Origin of the sequence: Pseudomonas sp. I3-I5 (genome assembly GCF_022699445.1) — a bacterium.
GTDB classification, from domain to species: Bacteria; Pseudomonadota; Gammaproteobacteria; order Pseudomonadales; family Pseudomonadaceae; genus Aquipseudomonas; species Aquipseudomonas fulva.
Window position 1 is genome coordinate 2778708 of sequence record NZ_CP093940.1, and the last position, 18164, is coordinate 2796871.

The window sequence follows — 18164 nt, forward strand, 5'->3', positions numbered from 1 at the left end:
CCGCGTTGGCACTTGCGCGGTCGGGGTATTAACATGTCCGGCTTATCACGCGGCGTTTTGTCGCATACCGTCTCATTGCCTGCCAGATTCCCATGCCCTTCGAACTTACCGTAGAACCCTTGACCCTGCTCATCCTGGCAGGGGTCGCTTTCGTCGCCGGTTTCATCGATGCCATCGCTGGCGGCGGCGGCCTGCTGACCACCCCCGCCCTGCTGACAGCCGGCATGCCGCCTCACCTGGTACTGGGCACCAACAAGCTCAGCTCCACGTTCGGCTCGGCCACGGCCAGCCTCACCTACTACAGGCGCAAGCTCTTTCACCCGGCTCAGTGGCGTCGGGCCCTGTTTGGCACCTTGGCCGGGGCCCTGCTAGGGGCGGTCGTTGCGCACTACATGCCTGCCGAGTGGCTGAACAAGATGCTGCCAGTGATCGTGTTCGCCTGCGGCCTGTACCTGTTGTTCGGCGGCACGCCAAAGGCGCCACTGGACGCCGATGCCCCGATTCGCAAGAAGTGGCAGCTGCCGCAAGGCCTGACCTTGGGGTTCTATGACGGCGTGGCTGGGCCGGGTACAGGTGCTTTCTGGACGGTCAGCACCCTGCTGCTTTACCCCATCGACCTTGTCCGCGCCAGTGGCGTGGCCCGCAGCATGAACTTCGTCAGCAACATCGCAGCCCTGACGGTGTTCGTGATTTCCGGGCAGGTGGATTACATCGTCGGCCTGTGCATGGGCCTGTCGGTCATGGTCGGCGCCTTCTTTGGCGCCCGGACGGCGATCAGCGGCGGTAGCAAGTTCATCCGTCCCGTATTCATCACCGTGGTGCTGGCCCTGACCGTGCGCCTGGCCTGGCAGCACTGGTTTGGCCAGGCGTGATCAGCCAGGAACTGCACGCGTAAGGGACTGGGGTCTCGACCTGGAGCGAGCCTGATCGGTCACTGCCCGGGGAACGCAGGGTCGGCACGGCCCAATCGGCGGGCTACGTACAGGTCGATCAGGTAACGGGCAATCGACCGTCCAGCCGGCAGCGGCGGTAGATCGTGCACATTGAACCAGCGGGCATCCTCGATTTCATCCGGCTGCATGACGATGGCGCCCCCGGCGTATTCGGCATGAAAGCCCAGCATCATCGAGTGCGGGAAGGGCCAGCACTGGCTACCCACGTACTGGATGTTCTTGACCTCCAGCGCCACTTCTTCGCGCACTTCGCGCACCAGGCAGTCTTCGGCCGACTCGCCGGGTTCGGCGAAGCCCGCCAGGGTGCTGTACACGCCTGCCACGAAGCGCGGCGAGCGCGCCAGCAGGATCTCGTCGCCTCGTGTGATCAACACGATCATGCTGGGCGAGATGCGCGGGTAGCTGCGCAGGTCGCAGGCCCTGCAGTGCATGGCCCGCTCCCAGCGAATTTGCGTCATGGGCTGACCGCAACTGCCACAGAACCGGTGCTCGCGCGCCCAGGTGCCGATCTGCGCGGCGTAACCCAGGATCGTGTATGTCTCGGCATCCCCTTCGAGCATGAACGTGCGCAGGCCCCGCCAACTGCAACCGGGTACCTGGCCGGCACTGGCCAGCTCAAGCAGAAATACCGGCTGGCCATCGAAGTGACCGATGCCGTGCTCGCACAGCACATCCAGCCCCTGGCCCTTGAGCCAGTCGCGCGGGAACAACGCGCCCTCTTCCCCGACCAGAAAGCCCTCCGGGCTGTGGGCCACGGCCAAGCCGGCGGGCGTTTGCGGGTCGAGTACTGCGGTCGTCCAGCGTGCTGACATAAGGGCATTCCTGTAAGGTGCGCCCGTCGACTCTGTCAGTCGGCGAACGACGGTTTGTGTTTGTTCATGTGCGCGGCCATGGCCAGGCGCATGTCTTCGGACTGCAACATCGCCGCATTCCAGGTGGCGATGTACTCGAGGCCGTCGTCGATGCGGTGATCGCGCATGTAGCTCAGCATGTGCTTGGTACCGGCCACGGCGATCGGTGATTTGGCTGCGATGTCCCGGGCAATGGCGAACACACCCTCGAGCAAGGCGGCTTGATCATCGTAGACCCGGTTCACCAGGCCGATGCGCAGCGCCTCCTCGGCCTCGACGGTACGTCCGGTGTAGGCCAGTTCTCGCATGATGCCGTCGTTGATGATGCGTGGCAAACGCTGCAATGTGCCGACGTCCGCGGCCATGCCCATGTCGATTTCCTTGATGGAGAACTGCGCGTCACCGCTGCAGTAGCGCATGTCGCAGGCTGACAGCAGGTCGATGGCTCCGCCGATGCAGTAGCCCTGTACTGCCGCCAGCACTGGCTTGCGGCAGCGGTCGACGGCGTTGAACGAGGCTTGCAGGGCCAGGATGGTCTTGCGCAGCGTGCGGGCGTTGCGCGCAGGGTCCTTGCCCATCTGCCCGGCGACCGAAGCCAGCATGGCCAGGTCGATGCCGGCCGAAAAGTGCTTGCCAGCACCGCTGATGACCACGGCCCGGACCGCGTCGGTGTCGTCCACCCACTGGAAGATCTCGATGATTTCCTCCCAGAACGCGGCATTCATGGCGTTGAGTTTTTCCGGGCGGTTGATTTGAACGTGGGCAATGTTTTCGTTCAGCTCTACCTTGAACGCGCTGTATTGGGTCACGGGCGACACTCCTGTGGGCTCTGGCAATGACAGCGATGGTAGCGCAGCCCGGTTGCCGTGCGTCTGCCAAAAGCGGGACTGCGGGAATAGGCGGACGGCTCAGGCCAAGCAACGCGCGTACAACTTTTGCCCGAGGCTGGCATCGAACCTGTGTAAGCACTCACTCTCAGGAGAAACACAATGGCGATACGCAAGGCATTGATGCTTTCCTGCATGGCCCTTGCCCTGGTTGGCTGCGCCGGCAACGATCACCCTGCCCCACCACGCACGCAGCAGGTCGACCTGCAACGCTATCAGGGCACCTGGTACGAGCTGGCACGGCTGCCGATGTTCTTCCAGCGCAACTGTGTGCAGTCCGAAGCTCACTATGCCCTGCGCACCGATGGCCGCATCGATGTAACCAACCGCTGCATGGAGAAGGACGGGCAGTGGAACGAAGCCAAGGGCATCGCCGAAGCTCAGCAGCCGGGCAGCACCGACAAGCTCTGGGTACGCTTCGACAACTGGTTCAGCCGCCTGGCGCCTGACCTGACCAAGGGCGAGTACTGGGTGCTCTACCACGACAAGGACTACCGCGTAGCGCTGGTCGGCCATCCTAACCGCGAGTACCTGTGGCTGCTGTCCCGCACCCCGGCCATTCCGGACAAGACCCGTGACCAGCTGCTGGACATCGCGCGCGAGCAAGGCTATGACACCAGCAAACTGGTCTGGCGCCAGGCTGACAGCACGGGCGTGGAGTAAGACTTTGATGGCGCATGACAAGGAGTAGACATGGACCTGCTGTTTCTGGGCACCAGCGCCGGTGCCCCGACCAAGGCCCGCAACGTCAGCGCGGCGGCGCTGCTGGAGGCCACGGGCAAACGCTGGTACTTGATCGACTGCGGTGAGGGCACCCAGCATCGCCTGTTGCACACACCGCTGTCGACTCAGGACCTGGGCGGCATTTTCATCACTCACGTACACGGCGACCACTGCCTGGGTTTGCCCGGCCTGCTGGCCAGTGCGAGCATGAACGGGCGGCGCCAACCCTTGGATGTGGTGTTGCCCCGGGCCTTGCACGAGTGGTTGCGCATCAGCCTGGCGGTGACCGACAGTCATCTGTCCTTCGATCTGCGGCTGTTGCCCGTCGAAGATTTCAATGGCTGGCACAACGCAGCCGTCACGGTGAGCACCGTTACTTTGTCACACCGCGTGCCCAGCGTGGGCTACCTCTTCGAGGAGCGTTGCCCCGAGCCACGGCTGGACAGCGTGCGCCTTGACGCCGAAGGTGTCCCTCGCGGGCCATTGTGGGGGACGCTAGCAAAAGGCCTGGCGGTGAGTCACCAAGGCCGTGAGCTGCAAGCGGCGGACTACCTGCAGCCTGGTCGAGCTGCCCGCCGCATCATTGTTTGCGGCGACAACGACACGCCCGAGCTGTTGGCCGAGGCTGCGGCAGGTGCCGATGTGCTGGTGCACGAAGCGACCTTTACGCAACCTGCGGTGGAAAGATCTGGCGTGACCTATGGCCACAGTACTGCGGCGGCAGTGGCTCGCTTTGCCCAAGCCGCCGGGGTGCGTAACCTGGTGCTGACGCACTTCAGTGCGCGCTACCAGGCTGACAATCGGCGCAGCCCTTCGATCGATGACGTAAGGCAGGAGGCTGCCCTGCATTATGCTGGCAACCTCACGTTAGCCGTGGATCTTCAGCGGTATCATTTGGGGCGTGAGGGTGTGTTGTTACCTGTCGATTGAGCGGACAGCGTGTATATGGGTGGTATTGGTAGGGTATGAACAGCCTTGGATGTCCAGGGTGAGTCATAGATTGTGAGGTCCGCTGCGCGGTCCATCGCGGCATATGCAAGACAGTCGCTCCCACAATGGATCTGCGTAGTCCTCACATTTCAGCAAGTACCGCTAGCCGTGAGCAGCCTTGCTGGGGCGCCGGACCGGCCGCGATAGGCCGCGCAGCGGGCCCGGCAATGTAAACTGCGAAGCTGAAACCATCGCACTGCCCACAGTTTCATCCCCGCAGCTCCCATCAACCAGACCACTGTAGCGCCCACAGCGTCCACGACAGCATGAACAGCCCCGAAACTAAGCCGCCAAACGCCCCTTGGCCACCGCCTCGGACGCCGCCAACATGGCGCGCAGCAACACGGCACACCCTGCCGCTAGATCCTCAGGCGTGGCGTTCTCGATTTCGTTGTGGCTGATGCCGTTTTCGCACGGCACGAAAATCATGCCAGCCGGCCCAAGTTCAGCCAGGAAGATCGCGTCGTGCCCTGCCCCGCTGACGATATCCATGTGCGGCAACCCCAGCGCCTGGGCTGACTCACGTACCGCACTCACGCAAACGTCGTCGAAATACAAGGCCGGGAAATCTGCGGTCGGCACCAGCTCATACGTCAGCCCATGCCGCTCGCAGGTCTGTTCAATCACACTGCGAACCTCGGCAATCATTCCCTCAAGCCGGTCTCCTTCGAGGTGACGCAGATCGAGGGTCATGCGCACTTCACCTGGAATCACGTTGCGCGAGCCAGGATAAGCTTGCAGGCAGCCCACCGTGCCGCAGGCGTGCGGCTGGTGACCTAAGGCGGCGCGGTTGACAGCCTCGACCACGGCAGCGGCGCCGACCAAGGCATCCTTGCGCAGGTGCATGGGCGTTGGGCCAGCATGGGCCTCCACCCCACGCAAGGTCAGGTCGAACCATTTCTGGCCCAGGGCGCCTAGCACCACGCCGATGGTCTTGGCCTGGTCTTCCAGGATCGGGCCTTGTTCGATGTGGGCCTCGAAATACGCGCCCACCGGATGGCCCGTCACCGCGCGGCTGCCGGCGTAGCCGATTTCATTCAGCGCCTCGCCCACGCTAATCCCCTGCGCATCGCGTTTAGCCAGCGTCTGCTCGAGACTGAACTTGCCGGCAAAGACGCCCGAGCCCATCATGCACGGTGCAAAGCGTGAGCCTTCCTCGTTGGTCCACACCACCACCTCCAGTGGGGCCTCAGTTTCCACGCCCAGGTCGTTGAGGGTGCGGATGACCTCCAACCCGGCCATGACCCCGTAGCAGCCATCGAACTTGCCACCGGTGGGCTGGGTGTCGATGTGACTGCCCGTCATTACCGGAGGCAGTGCGGCATCGCGCCCTGGCCGGCGGGCGAACAGATTGCCCACCCCGTCGACCGTCACCGTGCACCCTGCCGCTTCGCACCACTGCACGAATAGGTCGCGGGCCTGGCGATCCAGGTCGGTCAGGGCCAGTCGGCATACGCCACCCTTGGCCGTGGCGCCCAGGTGCGCCAGGTCCATGAGCGATTGCCACAGGCGTGCGCTATCGACATGACGGGCAGTCGATTGAAGAACGTCTTGAGCGCGGGTCATAGGTCTCTCCTCAGGCTTTTCTTGTCGGATGTGTAAGCCACGGCGCGGGCCTGCCCGCACTGCGACGAGCAGGTATTCAAGGCAAAGGCTTGGCCATGCGCGTCGGGCTAGGGGCGGCCATGGCAGCGAAGACGTAGTACAAGCCAGCCCCGAGCAGCGAGCCGGTGAACCAGCCATAGTCGTAGAACCAACTGAAGTGACTGTTGCCAATGGCCAGCACCGTGAGCGCCACCGGCAGCGCAAAGGCCGCGAAGCCCGGCCAGTGCCACGCAGGATAGACGTCATCACGATACAGCCCGGCCAGATCCAGGTGCTGACGCCGTACCAGGAAGTAATCCACCACCATGATCCCTGCAATGGGACCGAGCAGGCTGGAATACCCCAGCAACCAGTTGGAATAGACGCTTTCAAGGCTGATGTCGGAAACGATCCAGCCCAGCTTCTTGAGAAGCTCGTGGCCCATCAGCGCCAGTCCGATGAAACCGGTCAGCCACACCGCCCGGCTGCGCCCGATCAGGCGCGGTGCAATGTTCTGGAAATCGTTGGTGGGCGAGACGATGTTGGCCGCCGTGTTGGTGGACAAGGTAGCGATCACGATCAGGGCCATGGCCAATGCTACCCAGAAGGGGCTCTGAATCTTGCCGATCAGCGTCACCGGGTCGGAAACGGTCTCGCCCACCAATGAGGCCGAGGCCGCCGTCAACACCACACCCAGCGAGGCAAACAGGAACATGGTCAGGGGCAAGCCGAATATCTGCCCCAGAATCTGGTCCTTCTGGCTGCGGGCATAACGACTGAAGTCCGGGATGTTCAGCGACAGGGTGGCCCAGAAGCCCACCATGGCAGTGAGCCCTGCGCAGAAATAACCCACCACGCTGGCCCCTTGAGGACGCTTCGGTGGCTGGGCCAACAGTTCGGTCATGGACATGTGCGGCAGCGCCCACACCAGCAGCCCGACACCCACCGATACCAGCAAAGGCGCTGACAAGGTTTCCAGCCACTTGATCGATTCTGCACCGCGCAGCACCACCCATAGGTTCAGGCACCAGAAGATCATGAAGCCGATCACCTCGCCGGTGCCGCCCAGGGCCTTCCAGCCCTCGAATACCGAGCCCAGGAACAGATGAATCGCCAGCCCGCCGAACAGCGTCTGGATCCCGAACCAGCCGCAGGCGACCACGGCCCGCACCAGGCACGGTACGTTGGAACCCAGAATGCCGAAGGATGCACGCAGCAGCACCGGGAATGGAATGCCGTACTTGGTGCCGGGAAAGGCATTGAGCGTCAGTGGAATCAGCACGATGAGGTTGGCCAGCAAGATGGCCAGCAACGCTTCACCCACGCTCAGACCGAAATACGCCGTGAGCACGCCGCCCAGGGTGTAGGTAGGCACGCAGATGGACATGCCCACCCACAGGGCGGTGATGTGCCACCTGTTCCAGGTGCGCTGATGCACCTTGGTGGGGGCGATGTCGGGGTTGTAGCGCGGGCTGTCGAGCACGTCGGGGCCTTCGCACAGCTCTACCAGGCCGTTGCGTTCAACCTCGTGCGATCTGCTCTGTTGCATGGGGCCTTCTCCAGAATGTTGTTGTAGTTGTTCGCTCATCGGGGCGAGTCGATGGCCGGAGTACACACGCAGAATGTGGGTAGAAATTTCGACCAAATTTCAATCTTGTCAAGTTAGTCAATCTCTTGCGAAACGCCTGTGCTAGAGCTATTCGTAATTTAATTTCTTTATTAATCAGTAAGTTAAAAACCACAAAATTCGTGGGATTTATTTCTTGCCGAATCCAGAATCTGCATCTAGCCTCGAATCTTGTCAGCGCTGACAGGATCTAGCTGCCCGCCTGACCTGCACAATTTCAAGAACCGGCACAGACCGGTCAGCCTGCGAGGAAAAACGGCATGTCTCTGTTGATCCGTGGCGCCACCGTGGTCACCCACGAAGAAAGCTTCAGCGCCGATGTCCTGTGTGCGAACGGCCTGATCCAGGCCATTGGCCAGGACATCGACCCACCCGTCGGTTGCAATGTGCTCGATGGCAGCGGCCAGTACCTGATGCCCGGCGGGATCGACCCGCATACCCACATGCAGTTGCCGTTCATGGGCACGGTAGCCAGCGAGGACTTTTTCAGCGGCACCGCCGCCGGGCTGGCAGGCGGAACCACCTCTATCATCGATTTCGTGATCCCCAATCCCCAGCAGTCGCTGATGGAGGCGTTTCACACTTGGCGCGGTTGGGCAGAAAAGAGCGCCAGCGATTACGGCTTTCACGTGGCCATCACGTGGTGGAGCGACCAAGTGGCCGAGGAGATGGGTGAGCTGGTCGCCCACCATGGGGTGAACAGTTTCAAGCACTTCATGGCCTACAAGAACGCCATCATGGCCGCTGACGACACCCTGGTCGCCAGCTTCGAGCGTTGCCTGCAACTGGGCGCCGTGCCCACGGTGCACGCCGAGAACGGCGAGCTGGTGGATCATCTGCAACGCAAGTTGCTGGCCCAGGGCATGACAGGGCCCGAGGCGCACCCGTTGTCACGTCCACCCCAGGTTGAAGGCGAAGCGGCCAGCCGCGCTATCCGTATTGCCGAAACCCTCGGTACGCCGTTGTACCTGGTGCATGTCTCCAGCCGCGAGGCGCTGGATGAGATCGCCTACGCTCGCGGCAAGGGGCAGCCGGTATACGGCGAGGTCTTGCCTGGCCATCTGCTGCTGGACGACAGCGTCTACCGCGACCCGGACTGGGCCACGGCAGCGGGCTATGTAATGAGCCCGCCGTTCCGACCGCGTGAACACCAGGAGGCGCTGTGGCGCGGCCTGCAGTCGGGCAATCTGCACACCACCGCCACCGACCACTGCTGTTTCTGCGCCGAGCAAAAGGCCATGGGACGCGACAATTTCAGCCGCATTCCCAATGGCACGGCCGGTATCGAGGACCGCATGGCGGTACTGTGGGATGCCGGTGTGAACACAGGTCGCCTCTCCATGCACGAATTCGTCGCCGTTACCTCTACCAACACGGCGAAGATCTTCAACCTCTTTCCACGCAAAGGCGCCATTCGTGTCGGGGCCGACGCCGACCTGGTGCTGTGGGACCCACAGGGCACGCGCACCCTCTCGGCCAAGACCCATCACCAGCAGGTGGACTTCAACATCTTCGAAGGCCGTACCGTGCGCGGCGTGCCCAGCCACACCATCAGCCAGGGCAAGGTGGTGTGGGCCGACGGTGACTTGCGCGCCGAAGTCGGTGCCGGACGGTATGTCGAACGCCCGGCCTACCCTTCGGTGTACGAACTGCTCGAGCGTCGGGCAGAACACCACCGGGCCACCCCCGTGCCCCGCTAGCCGCTGACACTGATCGACCGGCTTTCACTGCAACACCGACCCCTCAGGCCGACACCGTGCGCGGGGGCCGGCGTGCCGGTGATCGGGGCTGCCCGCGCCCCACTTTTCAAGCCCACGACAAGAAAGAGAGGCTACCACCGTGATAGACGCACTGAACCATTTGCCCCGCCCAAGGGCCGGCAGCGACCAGTTGGCCGAGCATTTCAGCGACCTGGTCCCACCCCTGACCGCGCGCCAGGCCGCCGTGGAGAGCGCGCGCTGCCTGTACTGCTACGATGCCCCGTGTATCAATGCCTGCCCCAGCGACATCGACATTCCGTCCTTCATCCGCCGCATCAGTGATGACAACCTGCAAGGCGCTGCTGAACGGATCCTGTCGGCCAACATTCTCGGTGGCAGTTGTGCCCGTGTCTGCCCCACCGAAATCCTCTGCGAACAGGCCTGCGTGCGCAACAACGCGCAGGAATGCGCGCCGGTGCTGATTGGCCAATTGCAACGCTATGCCTTGGACAACGCCCAGTTCAGCGAACACCCCTTCCAGCGCTCCCCGGCTACCGGCAAGCGCATCGCAGTGGTCGGCGCCGGCCCGGCGGGCTTGTCTTGTGCACATCGTCTGGCCATGCACGGGCACGATGTGGTCGTCTTCGAAGCCAGTGAGAAACCGGGTGGCCTGAACGAGTACGGTATCGCCCGCTATAAGTTGGTTGATGATTTCGCCCAACGTGAAGTGGCGTTTTTGCTGGGCATCGGGGGCATCGAGATCCGCTATGGCCGGCGCCTGGGCAGCGACCTGGGGCTCGGTGACCTGCGGGATCAGTACGATGCCGTCTTTCTCGGCCTTGGGCTCAGTGCCGTGCGGCAACTGGGCCTGCCCGATGAACAGGCACCTGGCGTGCTGGCTGCCACCGACTACATCCGCGAACTGCGCCAGGCCGATGACCTGAGTCGGTTGCCCTTGGCCGACCGTTGCCTGGTGATCGGCGCCGGAAACACGGCGATCGACATGGCCGTGCAGATGAGCCGACTGGGGGCGCGCGACGTCAAGCTGGTGTATCGCCGTGGGGCGTCCGACATGGGCGCCACGGGCCACGAGCAAGCCATCGCCAAGGCCAACCAGGTGCGTCTGCATACCTGGGCGCGCCCCGACGCCGTACTGCTGAGCGACGATGGCAAGGTACGCGGCATGCGCTTCGCTCGCACCGCAATGGTAGACGGTCGCCTGGGCGACACTGGAGAAACCTTCGAACTGGCTGCCGACGCGATCTTCAAGGCCATCGGGCAGCGCTTCGAAGACCAAAGCGTGGCGGACCCGGTCGCCGCGCAGCTGGCGCGCGACGGCGAGCGCATTCGCGTCGATGCGTGCATGCAGACCAGCCTGCCGGGCGTGTATGCCGGCGGTGACTGCACCGCCCTGGGCCAGGACCTCACCGTGCAGGCCGTACAACATGGCAAGGTAGCTGCCCAGGCCATCCATGCCCAACTCATGCTCAACGTGGAGGCCGCGTAAATGGCTGACTTGTCTATCGTCTTCGCCGGCATTCGCGCCCCCAATCCCTTCTGGCTGGCCTCGGCCCCGCCCACCGACAAGGCCTACAACGTGGTACGCGCCTTCGAAGCGGGTTGGGGTGGCGTGGTCTGGAAAACACTGGGGGAAGACCCAGCAGCGGTGAACGTGTCATCGCGATATTCGGCGCACTTCGGCGCCAATCGCCTGGTTCAGGGCATCAACAACATCGAGTTGATCACCGATCGATCACTGGAAATCAACCTGCGGGAGATCACTCAGGTCAAGAAGGACTGGCCGGACCGTGCACTGATCGTGTCGCTGATGGTGCCGTGCGAGGAGGCATCGTGGAAATTCATCCTGCCACTGGTAGAAGCCACAGGGGCCGATGGAATCGAACTGAACTTCGGCTGCCCCCACGGGATGCCCGAGCGGGGCATGGGGGCGGCGGTGGGCCAGGTGCCTGAGTATGTGGAGATGGTCACCCGCTGGTGCAAGACCCACTGCTCACTGCCGGTGATCGTAAAGCTCACCCCCAACATCACCGACATTCGCCAGTCGGCTCGAGCAGCGCATCGAGGCGGCGCTGATGCGGTATCGCTGATCAACACCATCAACTCCATCACCAGCGTGGACCTGGACCGCATGGTGGCCCACCCAATTGTCGGCGACCAAAGCACGCACGGCGGTTACTGCGGCTCCGCCGTCAAACCCATCGCCCTGAACATGGTTGCGGAGATCGCCCGCGACCCCGCCACCCAGGGCTTGCCGATCTGCGGGATCGGCGGTATCGGCAATTGGCGTGATGCTGCCGAGTTCGTGGCTCTGGGCAGCGGCGCGGTTCAAGTCTGCACCGCCGCCATGCTGCATGGCTTTCGCATCGTCGAGGACATGAAGGACGGCCTTGCACGTTGGATGGACCAGCATGGGCATGCCCGTCTTGAAGACTTCAGAGGCCAGGCGGTCGGTCACACCACTGACTGGAAGTACCTGGACATCAACTACCAGTCCATTGCGCACATCGATCAGCACGCTTGCATTGGTTGCGGCCGGTGTCATATCGCCTGCGAGGATACCTCCCACCAGGCCATCGCCAGTACGGTGAAGGCCGACGGTACCCATGCCTACAGCGTGATCGAAGAGGAATGCGTAGGCTGCAATCTATGCCAGATCACCTGTCCCGTTGAAGACTGCATCGAGATGGTGGCACAAGACACCGGCAAGCCGTACCTGAACTGGACGCAGGACCCGCGCAACCCGTATCGGGAGGTTGGCTGAGGGTAGGGAGTGTGGATGCAGGCGCGGTTTCGCCAGACGCCGGATCCGTCGCGGTGGGGCGCACATGGGCCCTGATGTTTATGATTCACGGCTCAAATCCTGGGGCCGCCCAGCGGCCCCAGGGTCTATACTCCCCGCATCATCGTGCGCCGGGACCGCTGCACGCCCTCTGCCAGTGGCAGTCAACAGCCGTCTGACGCCTCAAGGCTCTAACCCAATACCTCGCAGGATTACACGGGTGACCGTCTGCACAGCGTTTTCGAAGTCTCGGTCGGACAGCGGCTCGCCTTCGTTGAGCAAGGCCACCTGGTAACCGAAGTCGGCATAATGCTGGGTCGATGCCCATATCATGTACAGCAGCGCCGACGGCTGCACCGGCAGAATGCGCCCCTCCTCCACCCAGCGGCGGATCTTCGCCTCCTTTAGCCTGGCCCAGGGCACCAGGCTCTCATCCAGGTCCGCCCTGAGCACCGGCGCACCGTGCAGCATCTCCTCGGCCCAGATTTTCGAGCCCAGCGGCCGTGAACGGGAGTGTGCCATCTTCGCGCGGATATAACTGGTTAGCACGACGCGAGGGTCATCGAAGTGCTCGAAGCTCAACGCGTCTTGCTTCCAGACTTCGAGCAAGTCCTGCAGCACCGCTCGAAACAGGTCGTCCTTGGTCTTGAAGTAGTAGTGAAGATTCGAGCGCGGCAGCTGCGCCTGTTCGGCGATATCGCCCATGGAAGTGGCAGCGAAGCCCTTTTCGGCGAATACGCGCTCGGCAGCCTGCAGAATCTTTTCGACGTTGCGACGACGGATTTCAATCTTGTGGTTGGCCATCAGGCGTCGGCCGTCCACACGGCCAACTCGAACCCATCCGGATCGGTGAAATGAAAACGGCGACCGCCCGGAAACGCGAACACTGCCCTGCTGACGGTGCCGCCCGCTGCTTGCACCCGTCGCTGGGTGGCCTGCAAGTCATCTGCATAGAGAATGACCAGAGGCCCTCCTGGCCGCACGGGCTCACCTGTAGTGAAACCACCCGTCAGCCGGCCGTCGCTGAACTCGGTGTAGGCTGGCCCGTAATCGGTGAACTTCCAGCCGAACACCGCTGCGTAGAATGCTTTGCTGCGCGCGATGTCGCTGACGTTGAACTCGATGTTGTCGATCTGACGATCCCTACCGCGAATACCCATGAACGCTCCGTGCTCTCGGAAATGTTCCGTAGTCTACTCCGCTTGCGTAGCGAAACCTTGAGCCGGCGCAAGCGCCGGCTACCAGGCTTCAGGCGCTGGCGCGCACGCGCGCAGGGCATTGCGCACGGTGCAGGTTGAGCGCGGTATTGATGATGCCGATATGGCTGAACGCCTGCGGGAAGTTACCCAGCATGCGCTTGCCTACCGGATCGTACTGCTCGGCCAGCAGGCCCACATCGTTGCACAGCTCGGTCAGCCGTTGATACAGCGCGTGCGCTTCGGTCTGGCGTCCTAGCAGCACGTACACGTCGGCCAGCCAGAAGGAGCACACCAGGAATGTCCCCTCGCCTGCCGTCAGGCCATCGGTGCAGCTGTCGGTGTCGTAGCGCAGCAACAGGCCGTTGTGCAACAGGCGCTTTTCGATCTGGGCCAAGGTTCGCAGAAACCGCGGGTCGTGGGCCGGCAAGAAGCCGGTCAACGCGATGTGCAGCAGGCTGGCATCCATCTCGCAAGAGCCGTAGGCCTGCACGAAGTGCTGGCCCTGAGCATCGAGCCCCTGCTCGCACACTTCCCGGTGGATCTGATCAGCGACCTGCCGGTAGTGAAGGCCGCGTTCACGGTCCTCCTCGGTGGTTTCGGCAAGCCCCGCAGCGCGGTCGAACGCCACCCAGGCCATGACCTTGGAGTGTACGAAGTGCTGCCGACCACCGCGTACTTCCCAGATGCCTTCATCAGGCTCACGCCAGATGCTTTCCAGGTACGGCATGATCACCCGGCTGATCGCGGCACTGCGCGGATGCCTGGGCAGGCCACCACGGATTGCCTGGCTCATGGCGTCGGCCAGTTCACCATAGATATCCAGCTGTGTTTGCGCGGCGGCTGCGTTGCCCACCCGCACAGGCTGGGAGTGCTCGTAACCGGCCAACCAGGGCAACGTGTACTCCTGAAGGTCACGCTCACCGGCCAGGCCGTACATGATCTGCATCTGCTCCGGGTTGCCCGCCACCGAACGCAGCAGCCATTCACGCCAGGCCTGGGCTTCTTCGAAGTATCCCAGGTTCATGAAGGCCAGCAAGGTCATGGTGGCATCGCGCAGCCAGCAGAAGCGGTAGTCCCAGTTACGCTCACCGCCCACGCGCTCGGGTAGCGAGGTCGTCACCGCCGCCACGATCCCGCCCGTGGGCGCATAGGTCATGGCCTTGAGCACCAGCAGCGAGCGGCGGACCAAGGCCGTGTACGGTCCCACGTCCGGGCACTTGGCTGCAAAGGCCTGCCACTGATCCACGGTGGCCTTGAGGCAGGCATCGACGTCCTGTTCGGCGGGAACCGCCAGGTGCGAAGGGTGATGACGCAAGCTGAACACATGCCGCTCGCCCTCGCCTACCCGCATACGCGCCACCGTGTGATGATCGCGAGCATGGGGGGCCACGGTCGAGGACAGGATCAAGCGGTCCGGGCCTGCTACCGCGCTGAGGGTCAGCGGGTCGAGCCGCTCTACCCAAGGGACGCTGCGCCCGTAGTCAAAGCGCATCACCAGGTCCATTTCGAACGTGGTCTGGCCCGAAAGCCCTTCGACAATGCGCACGACCGCGTTCTCGTCACCCAAGGGCATGAAATCCAGCACCCGCGCCTTTCCCGAGGCCGTGACCCAGACGGTTTCAAGCACCAGCGTGTCGTCTAGGTAGCGCCGGGTGCGCTCTGTCACGGGGTCCGAGGGCGCCAGGCGCCAACGGCCATTTTCCTCGTTGCCCAGCAAGGCCGCGAATACCGCTGGCGCATCGAAACGCGGCAGGCACAGCCAGTCGAGCGAGCCGTCGCTGCTAACCAGGGCTGCACTGCGGCAGTTGCCCAGCAGGGCATAATCTTCAATATGGGCAGGCATCGATACTCCTGGAATTCAGTGCGTCAATGGTGCCGAACCCGCTTTCGCGGACAGGCCCGGCACCACGCGATCGGATCGAAACGGTGCAACGTCAACCCAGCCGGTGCCACTCGCGCTTGTCCCGGGCCAGCAGCTCGTTGCCCGCCTCCGGGCCATCCTGGCCGGCCTCGTAGTCGTGCACTTCCCCGCCCTGGGCCCAGGCATCGAGAAACGGCTGGACGGCGCGCCAGCCGTTCTCGATGTTGTCGGCACGCTGAAACAACGTCTGGTCGCCTGTCAGGCAGTCGTAGATCAAGGTTTCGTAACCGGTGGCCGGGGTCATCTTGAAGAAGTCTTTGTAGGCGAAACCCAGCTCGACATTCTCCATCACCAGTTCCGGCCCTGGCCGCTTGGCCTGAAGGTCGAACCACATGCCTTCGTTGGGCTGGATCTGGATCTTCAGGTAATTGGGCTTGGGCCTTTGCAACGCGGACTCTCGGAACTGGGCATACGGCGCCGGCTTGAAGCAGATGGCGATTTCCGTATCGCGCACGCTCATGCGCTTACCGGTGCGCAGGTAAAAGGGCACACCGGCCCAGCGCCAGTTGTCGATCATGATCTTCATGGCCACGAACGTTTCGGTCTGGCTGTCAGGTTCCACCTTGCTTTCCTGGCGGTAACCCGGCACGTGCTTCCCGCCCAGGGTGCCGGCTACATATTGGCCGCGAACCGAGTTCTTCAATGCCATCTTGGTCGACCACGGGCGGATCGCGCCGATCACCTTGGCTTTCTCCCCGCGAACCGCGTCGGCGGCAAACGCTGCAGGCGGCTCCATGGCCACCATCGCCAGCAGCTGGAACAGATGATTGGGCACCATGTCGCGCATTGCACCGGTGCCGTCATAGAACGCACCACGGGTTTCGACCCCTACGGTTTCAGCGGCGGTGATCTGCACATGGTCGATGTAATGATTGTTCCAGAACGACTCGAACAGCCCGTTGGAGAAACGGCTGACCAGGATGTTCTGGACGGTTTCCTTGCCCAGGAAATGGTCGATCCGGTAAATCTGACGCTCGCCCATCACGTTCAGCAGGCAGGCGTTGAGCGCCTCGGCGCTGGCAAGGTCGTGTCCGAACGGTTTCTCGATGACCACCCGGCGAAACCCGCCGCCCGATTCGTCCAGCAACCCGGCTTCCCCGAGGCGCTTGGCCACTTCGGGGAAGAACCGTGGGGAGGTCGCCAGGTAGAAAATGGCGTTGCCATGGCTGGTCTTGTCGATGCGCTGGGCGATCGCCTCATAAGTCGCCGCGTCGAGAAAGTCCCCGGTCTGGTAGTCCAGGCGCTTGGCAAGGCTGGCCCAGAGCTTTTCGTCCAGGTTCGCTGGAGCACCCTCGCCACCTTTGTCGCGCTCGGCCATGAACGCATGCAAACGTTCAGCAAATTCCTCGGCGCTGACAGCATTGTGGTCGACACCCACGATGCGCAGGTCCCGATCGAGCAGGCCATCACGGCTGAGGTTGTAGAGCGCAGGCATCAGCAGTCGCTTGACCAGGTCGCCATTGGCGCCGAACAGGAACAAGGTGCAGGGTGGAGCAGCGGGCGTTGCCGGTTTTTTGCTCATTCAGGTTTCTTCTCAACGTGCCCACCGAACCCAAGGCGCATGGCCGAGAGAATCTTGTCGCCATACGTGCCTTGTTGCTGGCGCGAACGGAAACGCGCGAACAGCGCACTGGACAGCACCGGGACTGGCACTGCCTGCTCGACGGCCGCGTCGATGGTCCAGCGCCCTTCCCCGCTGTCCGACACCGAGCCGCTGAACTGGGCCAACTGAGGGTCGGCCACCAGCGCGTCGGCGGTCAGGTCCAGCAGCCAGGACGTGACCACGCTGCCACGACGCCACACTTCGGCGATCTCGGCCACGTTCAGGTCAAAGCGCTGGTCCTCGGGCAGCTCGTCACCGCCTTTGCTGCGCAGCAGGTCGAAGCCTTCGGCGTAAGCCTGCATCAAGCCGTATTCGATGCCGTTGTGCACCATCTTCACGTAGTGCCCGGCACCCGGCGGGCCGGCATGGATATAGCCATGCTCGGCACGCTGTGGTTCTCCGGTGCGTCCGTGGGTGCGCGGGATGTCCCCGACACCGGGAGCGAGTGCTGCAAACAGGGGCTCCAGACGTTCGAACACGTCCTTTTCCCCGCCGATCATCATGCAGTAACCGCGTTCCAGGCCCCATACCCCGCCTGAGGTACCGACATCCAGGTAGTGAAGCCCACGCTGGGCCAGTTCTGCGGCGCGGCGCATGTCGTCTTTGTAGAAAGTATTACCACCGTCGATGATCGAATCGCCAGGTTTCAGCAAGTCAGCCAGCTGGGCAATGGTCTGCTCGGTAGGCGCCCCGGCGGGAAGCATGACCCAGACGGCACGAGGCGCCTGGAGTTTCTCGACCAGTGCAGCCAGGTCAGCCGCCCCGACGCTGCCTTCGCCCTCCAGAGCAGTAACGGCTTGTGCGTTGCGGTCATGCACCACGGTGTGATGGCCAGCGAGCATAAGCCGCCTTGCGATGTTGCCGCCCATGCGGCCCAGCCCGACGATTCCCAATTGCATGAGCAGGTGCTCCCCTTCTGGAATGAGTGACGACGTTTCGCCTTTCAGGTTAGTCCAGTGGACGGCATGAGGGTTCAGCGACGGGCGGTATGTTCATGTTGGTTTATTGGGGACGAGACGCCGCGCTATCTGCTATTCAGGGTGCGCAAGTCAATTTAACAGCGCTCGATCAATCAAGGCCCCGTCATACAGCACGGGTCGCACCGTTAAGGTGCAAAGCAATACACACAGCGCCGCTCGTCGCCTCTCGCCGGCGTGCAATAAAAGCGCCCTGAGTGCTCGGCGAGTTTATGCCAACGTTTGCGTCTAGCACGGGGGCCGCCTGGAATGACCGTTCGGTCACATTTGTAATATTTCTCGCCTACACTCAAGTTCCGGCCCGCCATTTGCTCATTGGAAGAGCAACGGAAAAAAAGTCGAACTTTAA

15 protein-coding genes are annotated in these 18164 nt (G+C 62.9%); 6 read left to right on the forward strand and 9 right to left on the reverse strand.

The window, feature by feature from the left end; translation table 11 throughout:
- Positions 1-92 precede the first annotated feature (92 nt).
- Positions 93-872 (forward strand): TSUP family transporter, encoded by a 780-nt coding sequence (locus MOP87_RS12545; protein WP_027916198.1) that lies wholly within the window; start codon positions 93-95, stop codon positions 870-872.
- A gap of 59 nt (positions 873-931) precedes the next feature.
- On the opposite strand, the gene nudC is transcribed toward MOP87_RS12545, so the two are convergent.
- Together nudC and MOP87_RS12555 are read right to left on the reverse strand one after the other, a co-directional pair.
- On the reverse strand, positions 932-1765 hold the full coding sequence (nudC, locus tag MOP87_RS12550; RefSeq protein ID WP_027916199.1) for an NAD(+) diphosphatase: 834 nt from the start codon (positions 1763-1765) through the stop codon (positions 932-934).
- Positions 1766-1800: 35 nt separating this feature from the next.
- On the reverse strand, positions 1801-2613 hold the full coding sequence (locus MOP87_RS12555) for a crotonase/enoyl-CoA hydratase family protein (protein ID WP_027916200.1): 813 nt from the start codon (positions 2611-2613) through the stop codon (positions 1801-1803).
- A gap of 180 nt (positions 2614-2793) precedes the next feature.
- Here MOP87_RS12555 and MOP87_RS12560 point away from each other — a divergent pair, with 180 nt between their 5' ends.
- Positions 2794-3354: a lipocalin family protein gene (locus MOP87_RS12560; protein ID WP_027916201.1), complete on the forward strand. Its 561-nt coding sequence runs from the start codon at positions 2794-2796 to the stop codon at positions 3352-3354.
- A gap of 30 nt (positions 3355-3384) precedes the next feature.
- Positions 3385-4344 (forward strand): MBL fold metallo-hydrolase, encoded by a 960-nt coding sequence (locus MOP87_RS12565; RefSeq protein ID WP_104926331.1) that lies wholly within the window; start codon positions 3385-3387, stop codon positions 4342-4344.
- 342 nt (positions 4345-4686) lie between these two features.
- On the opposite strand, the gene MOP87_RS12570 is transcribed toward MOP87_RS12565, so the two are convergent.
- Positions 4687-5970: a Zn-dependent hydrolase gene (locus MOP87_RS12570; protein WP_242809577.1), complete on the reverse strand. Its 1284-nt coding sequence runs from the start codon at positions 5968-5970 to the stop codon at positions 4687-4689.
- Positions 5971-6046: 76 nt separating this feature from the next.
- Positions 6047-7537 (reverse strand): NCS1 family nucleobase:cation symporter-1, encoded by a 1491-nt coding sequence (locus MOP87_RS12575; protein ID WP_027916204.1) that lies wholly within the window; start codon positions 7535-7537, stop codon positions 6047-6049.
- Positions 7538-7875: 338 nt separating this feature from the next.
- Here MOP87_RS12575 and hydA point away from each other — a divergent pair, with 338 nt between their 5' ends.
- From hydA to preA, 3 genes are all read left to right on the forward strand, one after another.
- Positions 7876-9315 carry a dihydropyrimidinase gene (gene hydA, locus MOP87_RS12580; RefSeq protein ID WP_027916205.1) on the forward strand — a complete coding sequence of 480 codons (1440 nt, stop codon included), beginning with the start codon at positions 7876-7878 and terminating at the stop codon, positions 9313-9315.
- Between the two features lie 139 nt (positions 9316-9454).
- Complete coding sequence (locus MOP87_RS12585) at positions 9455-10822, forward strand: NAD(P)-dependent oxidoreductase (protein ID WP_242809578.1); 1368 nt, start codon at positions 9455-9457, stop codon at positions 10820-10822.
- Positions 10823-12097: an NAD-dependent dihydropyrimidine dehydrogenase subunit PreA gene (gene preA / locus MOP87_RS12590; protein ID WP_027916207.1), complete on the forward strand. Its 1275-nt coding sequence runs from the start codon at positions 10823-10825 to the stop codon at positions 12095-12097.
- A gap of 201 nt (positions 12098-12298) precedes the next feature.
- Here preA and MOP87_RS12595 read toward each other — a convergent pair whose 3' ends face one another.
- From MOP87_RS12595 to gnd, 5 genes are all read right to left on the reverse strand, one after another.
- Entirely contained in the window at positions 12299-12919 is a 621-nt protein-coding gene (locus MOP87_RS12595) for a TetR/AcrR family transcriptional regulator (RefSeq protein WP_104926333.1), read from the reverse strand.
- Complete coding sequence (locus MOP87_RS12600) at positions 12919-13275, reverse strand: VOC family protein (RefSeq protein ID WP_110606582.1); 357 nt, start codon at positions 13273-13275, stop codon at positions 12919-12921. The genes MOP87_RS12595 and MOP87_RS12600 overlap by 1 nt, the downstream gene beginning before the upstream one ends.
- Positions 13276-13363: 88 nt before the next feature.
- Positions 13364-15157, reverse strand: coding sequence for a glycoside hydrolase family 15 protein (locus tag MOP87_RS12605; protein ID WP_028686545.1), 1794 nt, complete (start codon positions 15155-15157; stop codon positions 13364-13366).
- Between the two features lie 91 nt (positions 15158-15248).
- Positions 15249-16757, reverse strand: a complete 1509-nt coding sequence (gene zwf / locus MOP87_RS12610; protein WP_242809580.1) for a glucose-6-phosphate dehydrogenase — start codon at positions 16755-16757, stop codon at positions 15249-15251.
- On the reverse strand, positions 16754-17737 hold the full coding sequence (gnd, locus tag MOP87_RS12615; protein ID WP_242809582.1) for a phosphogluconate dehydrogenase (NAD(+)-dependent, decarboxylating): 984 nt from the start codon (positions 17735-17737) through the stop codon (positions 16754-16756). The genes zwf and gnd overlap by 4 nt, the downstream gene beginning before the upstream one ends.
- Between the last annotated feature and the right edge of the window lie 427 nt (positions 17738-18164).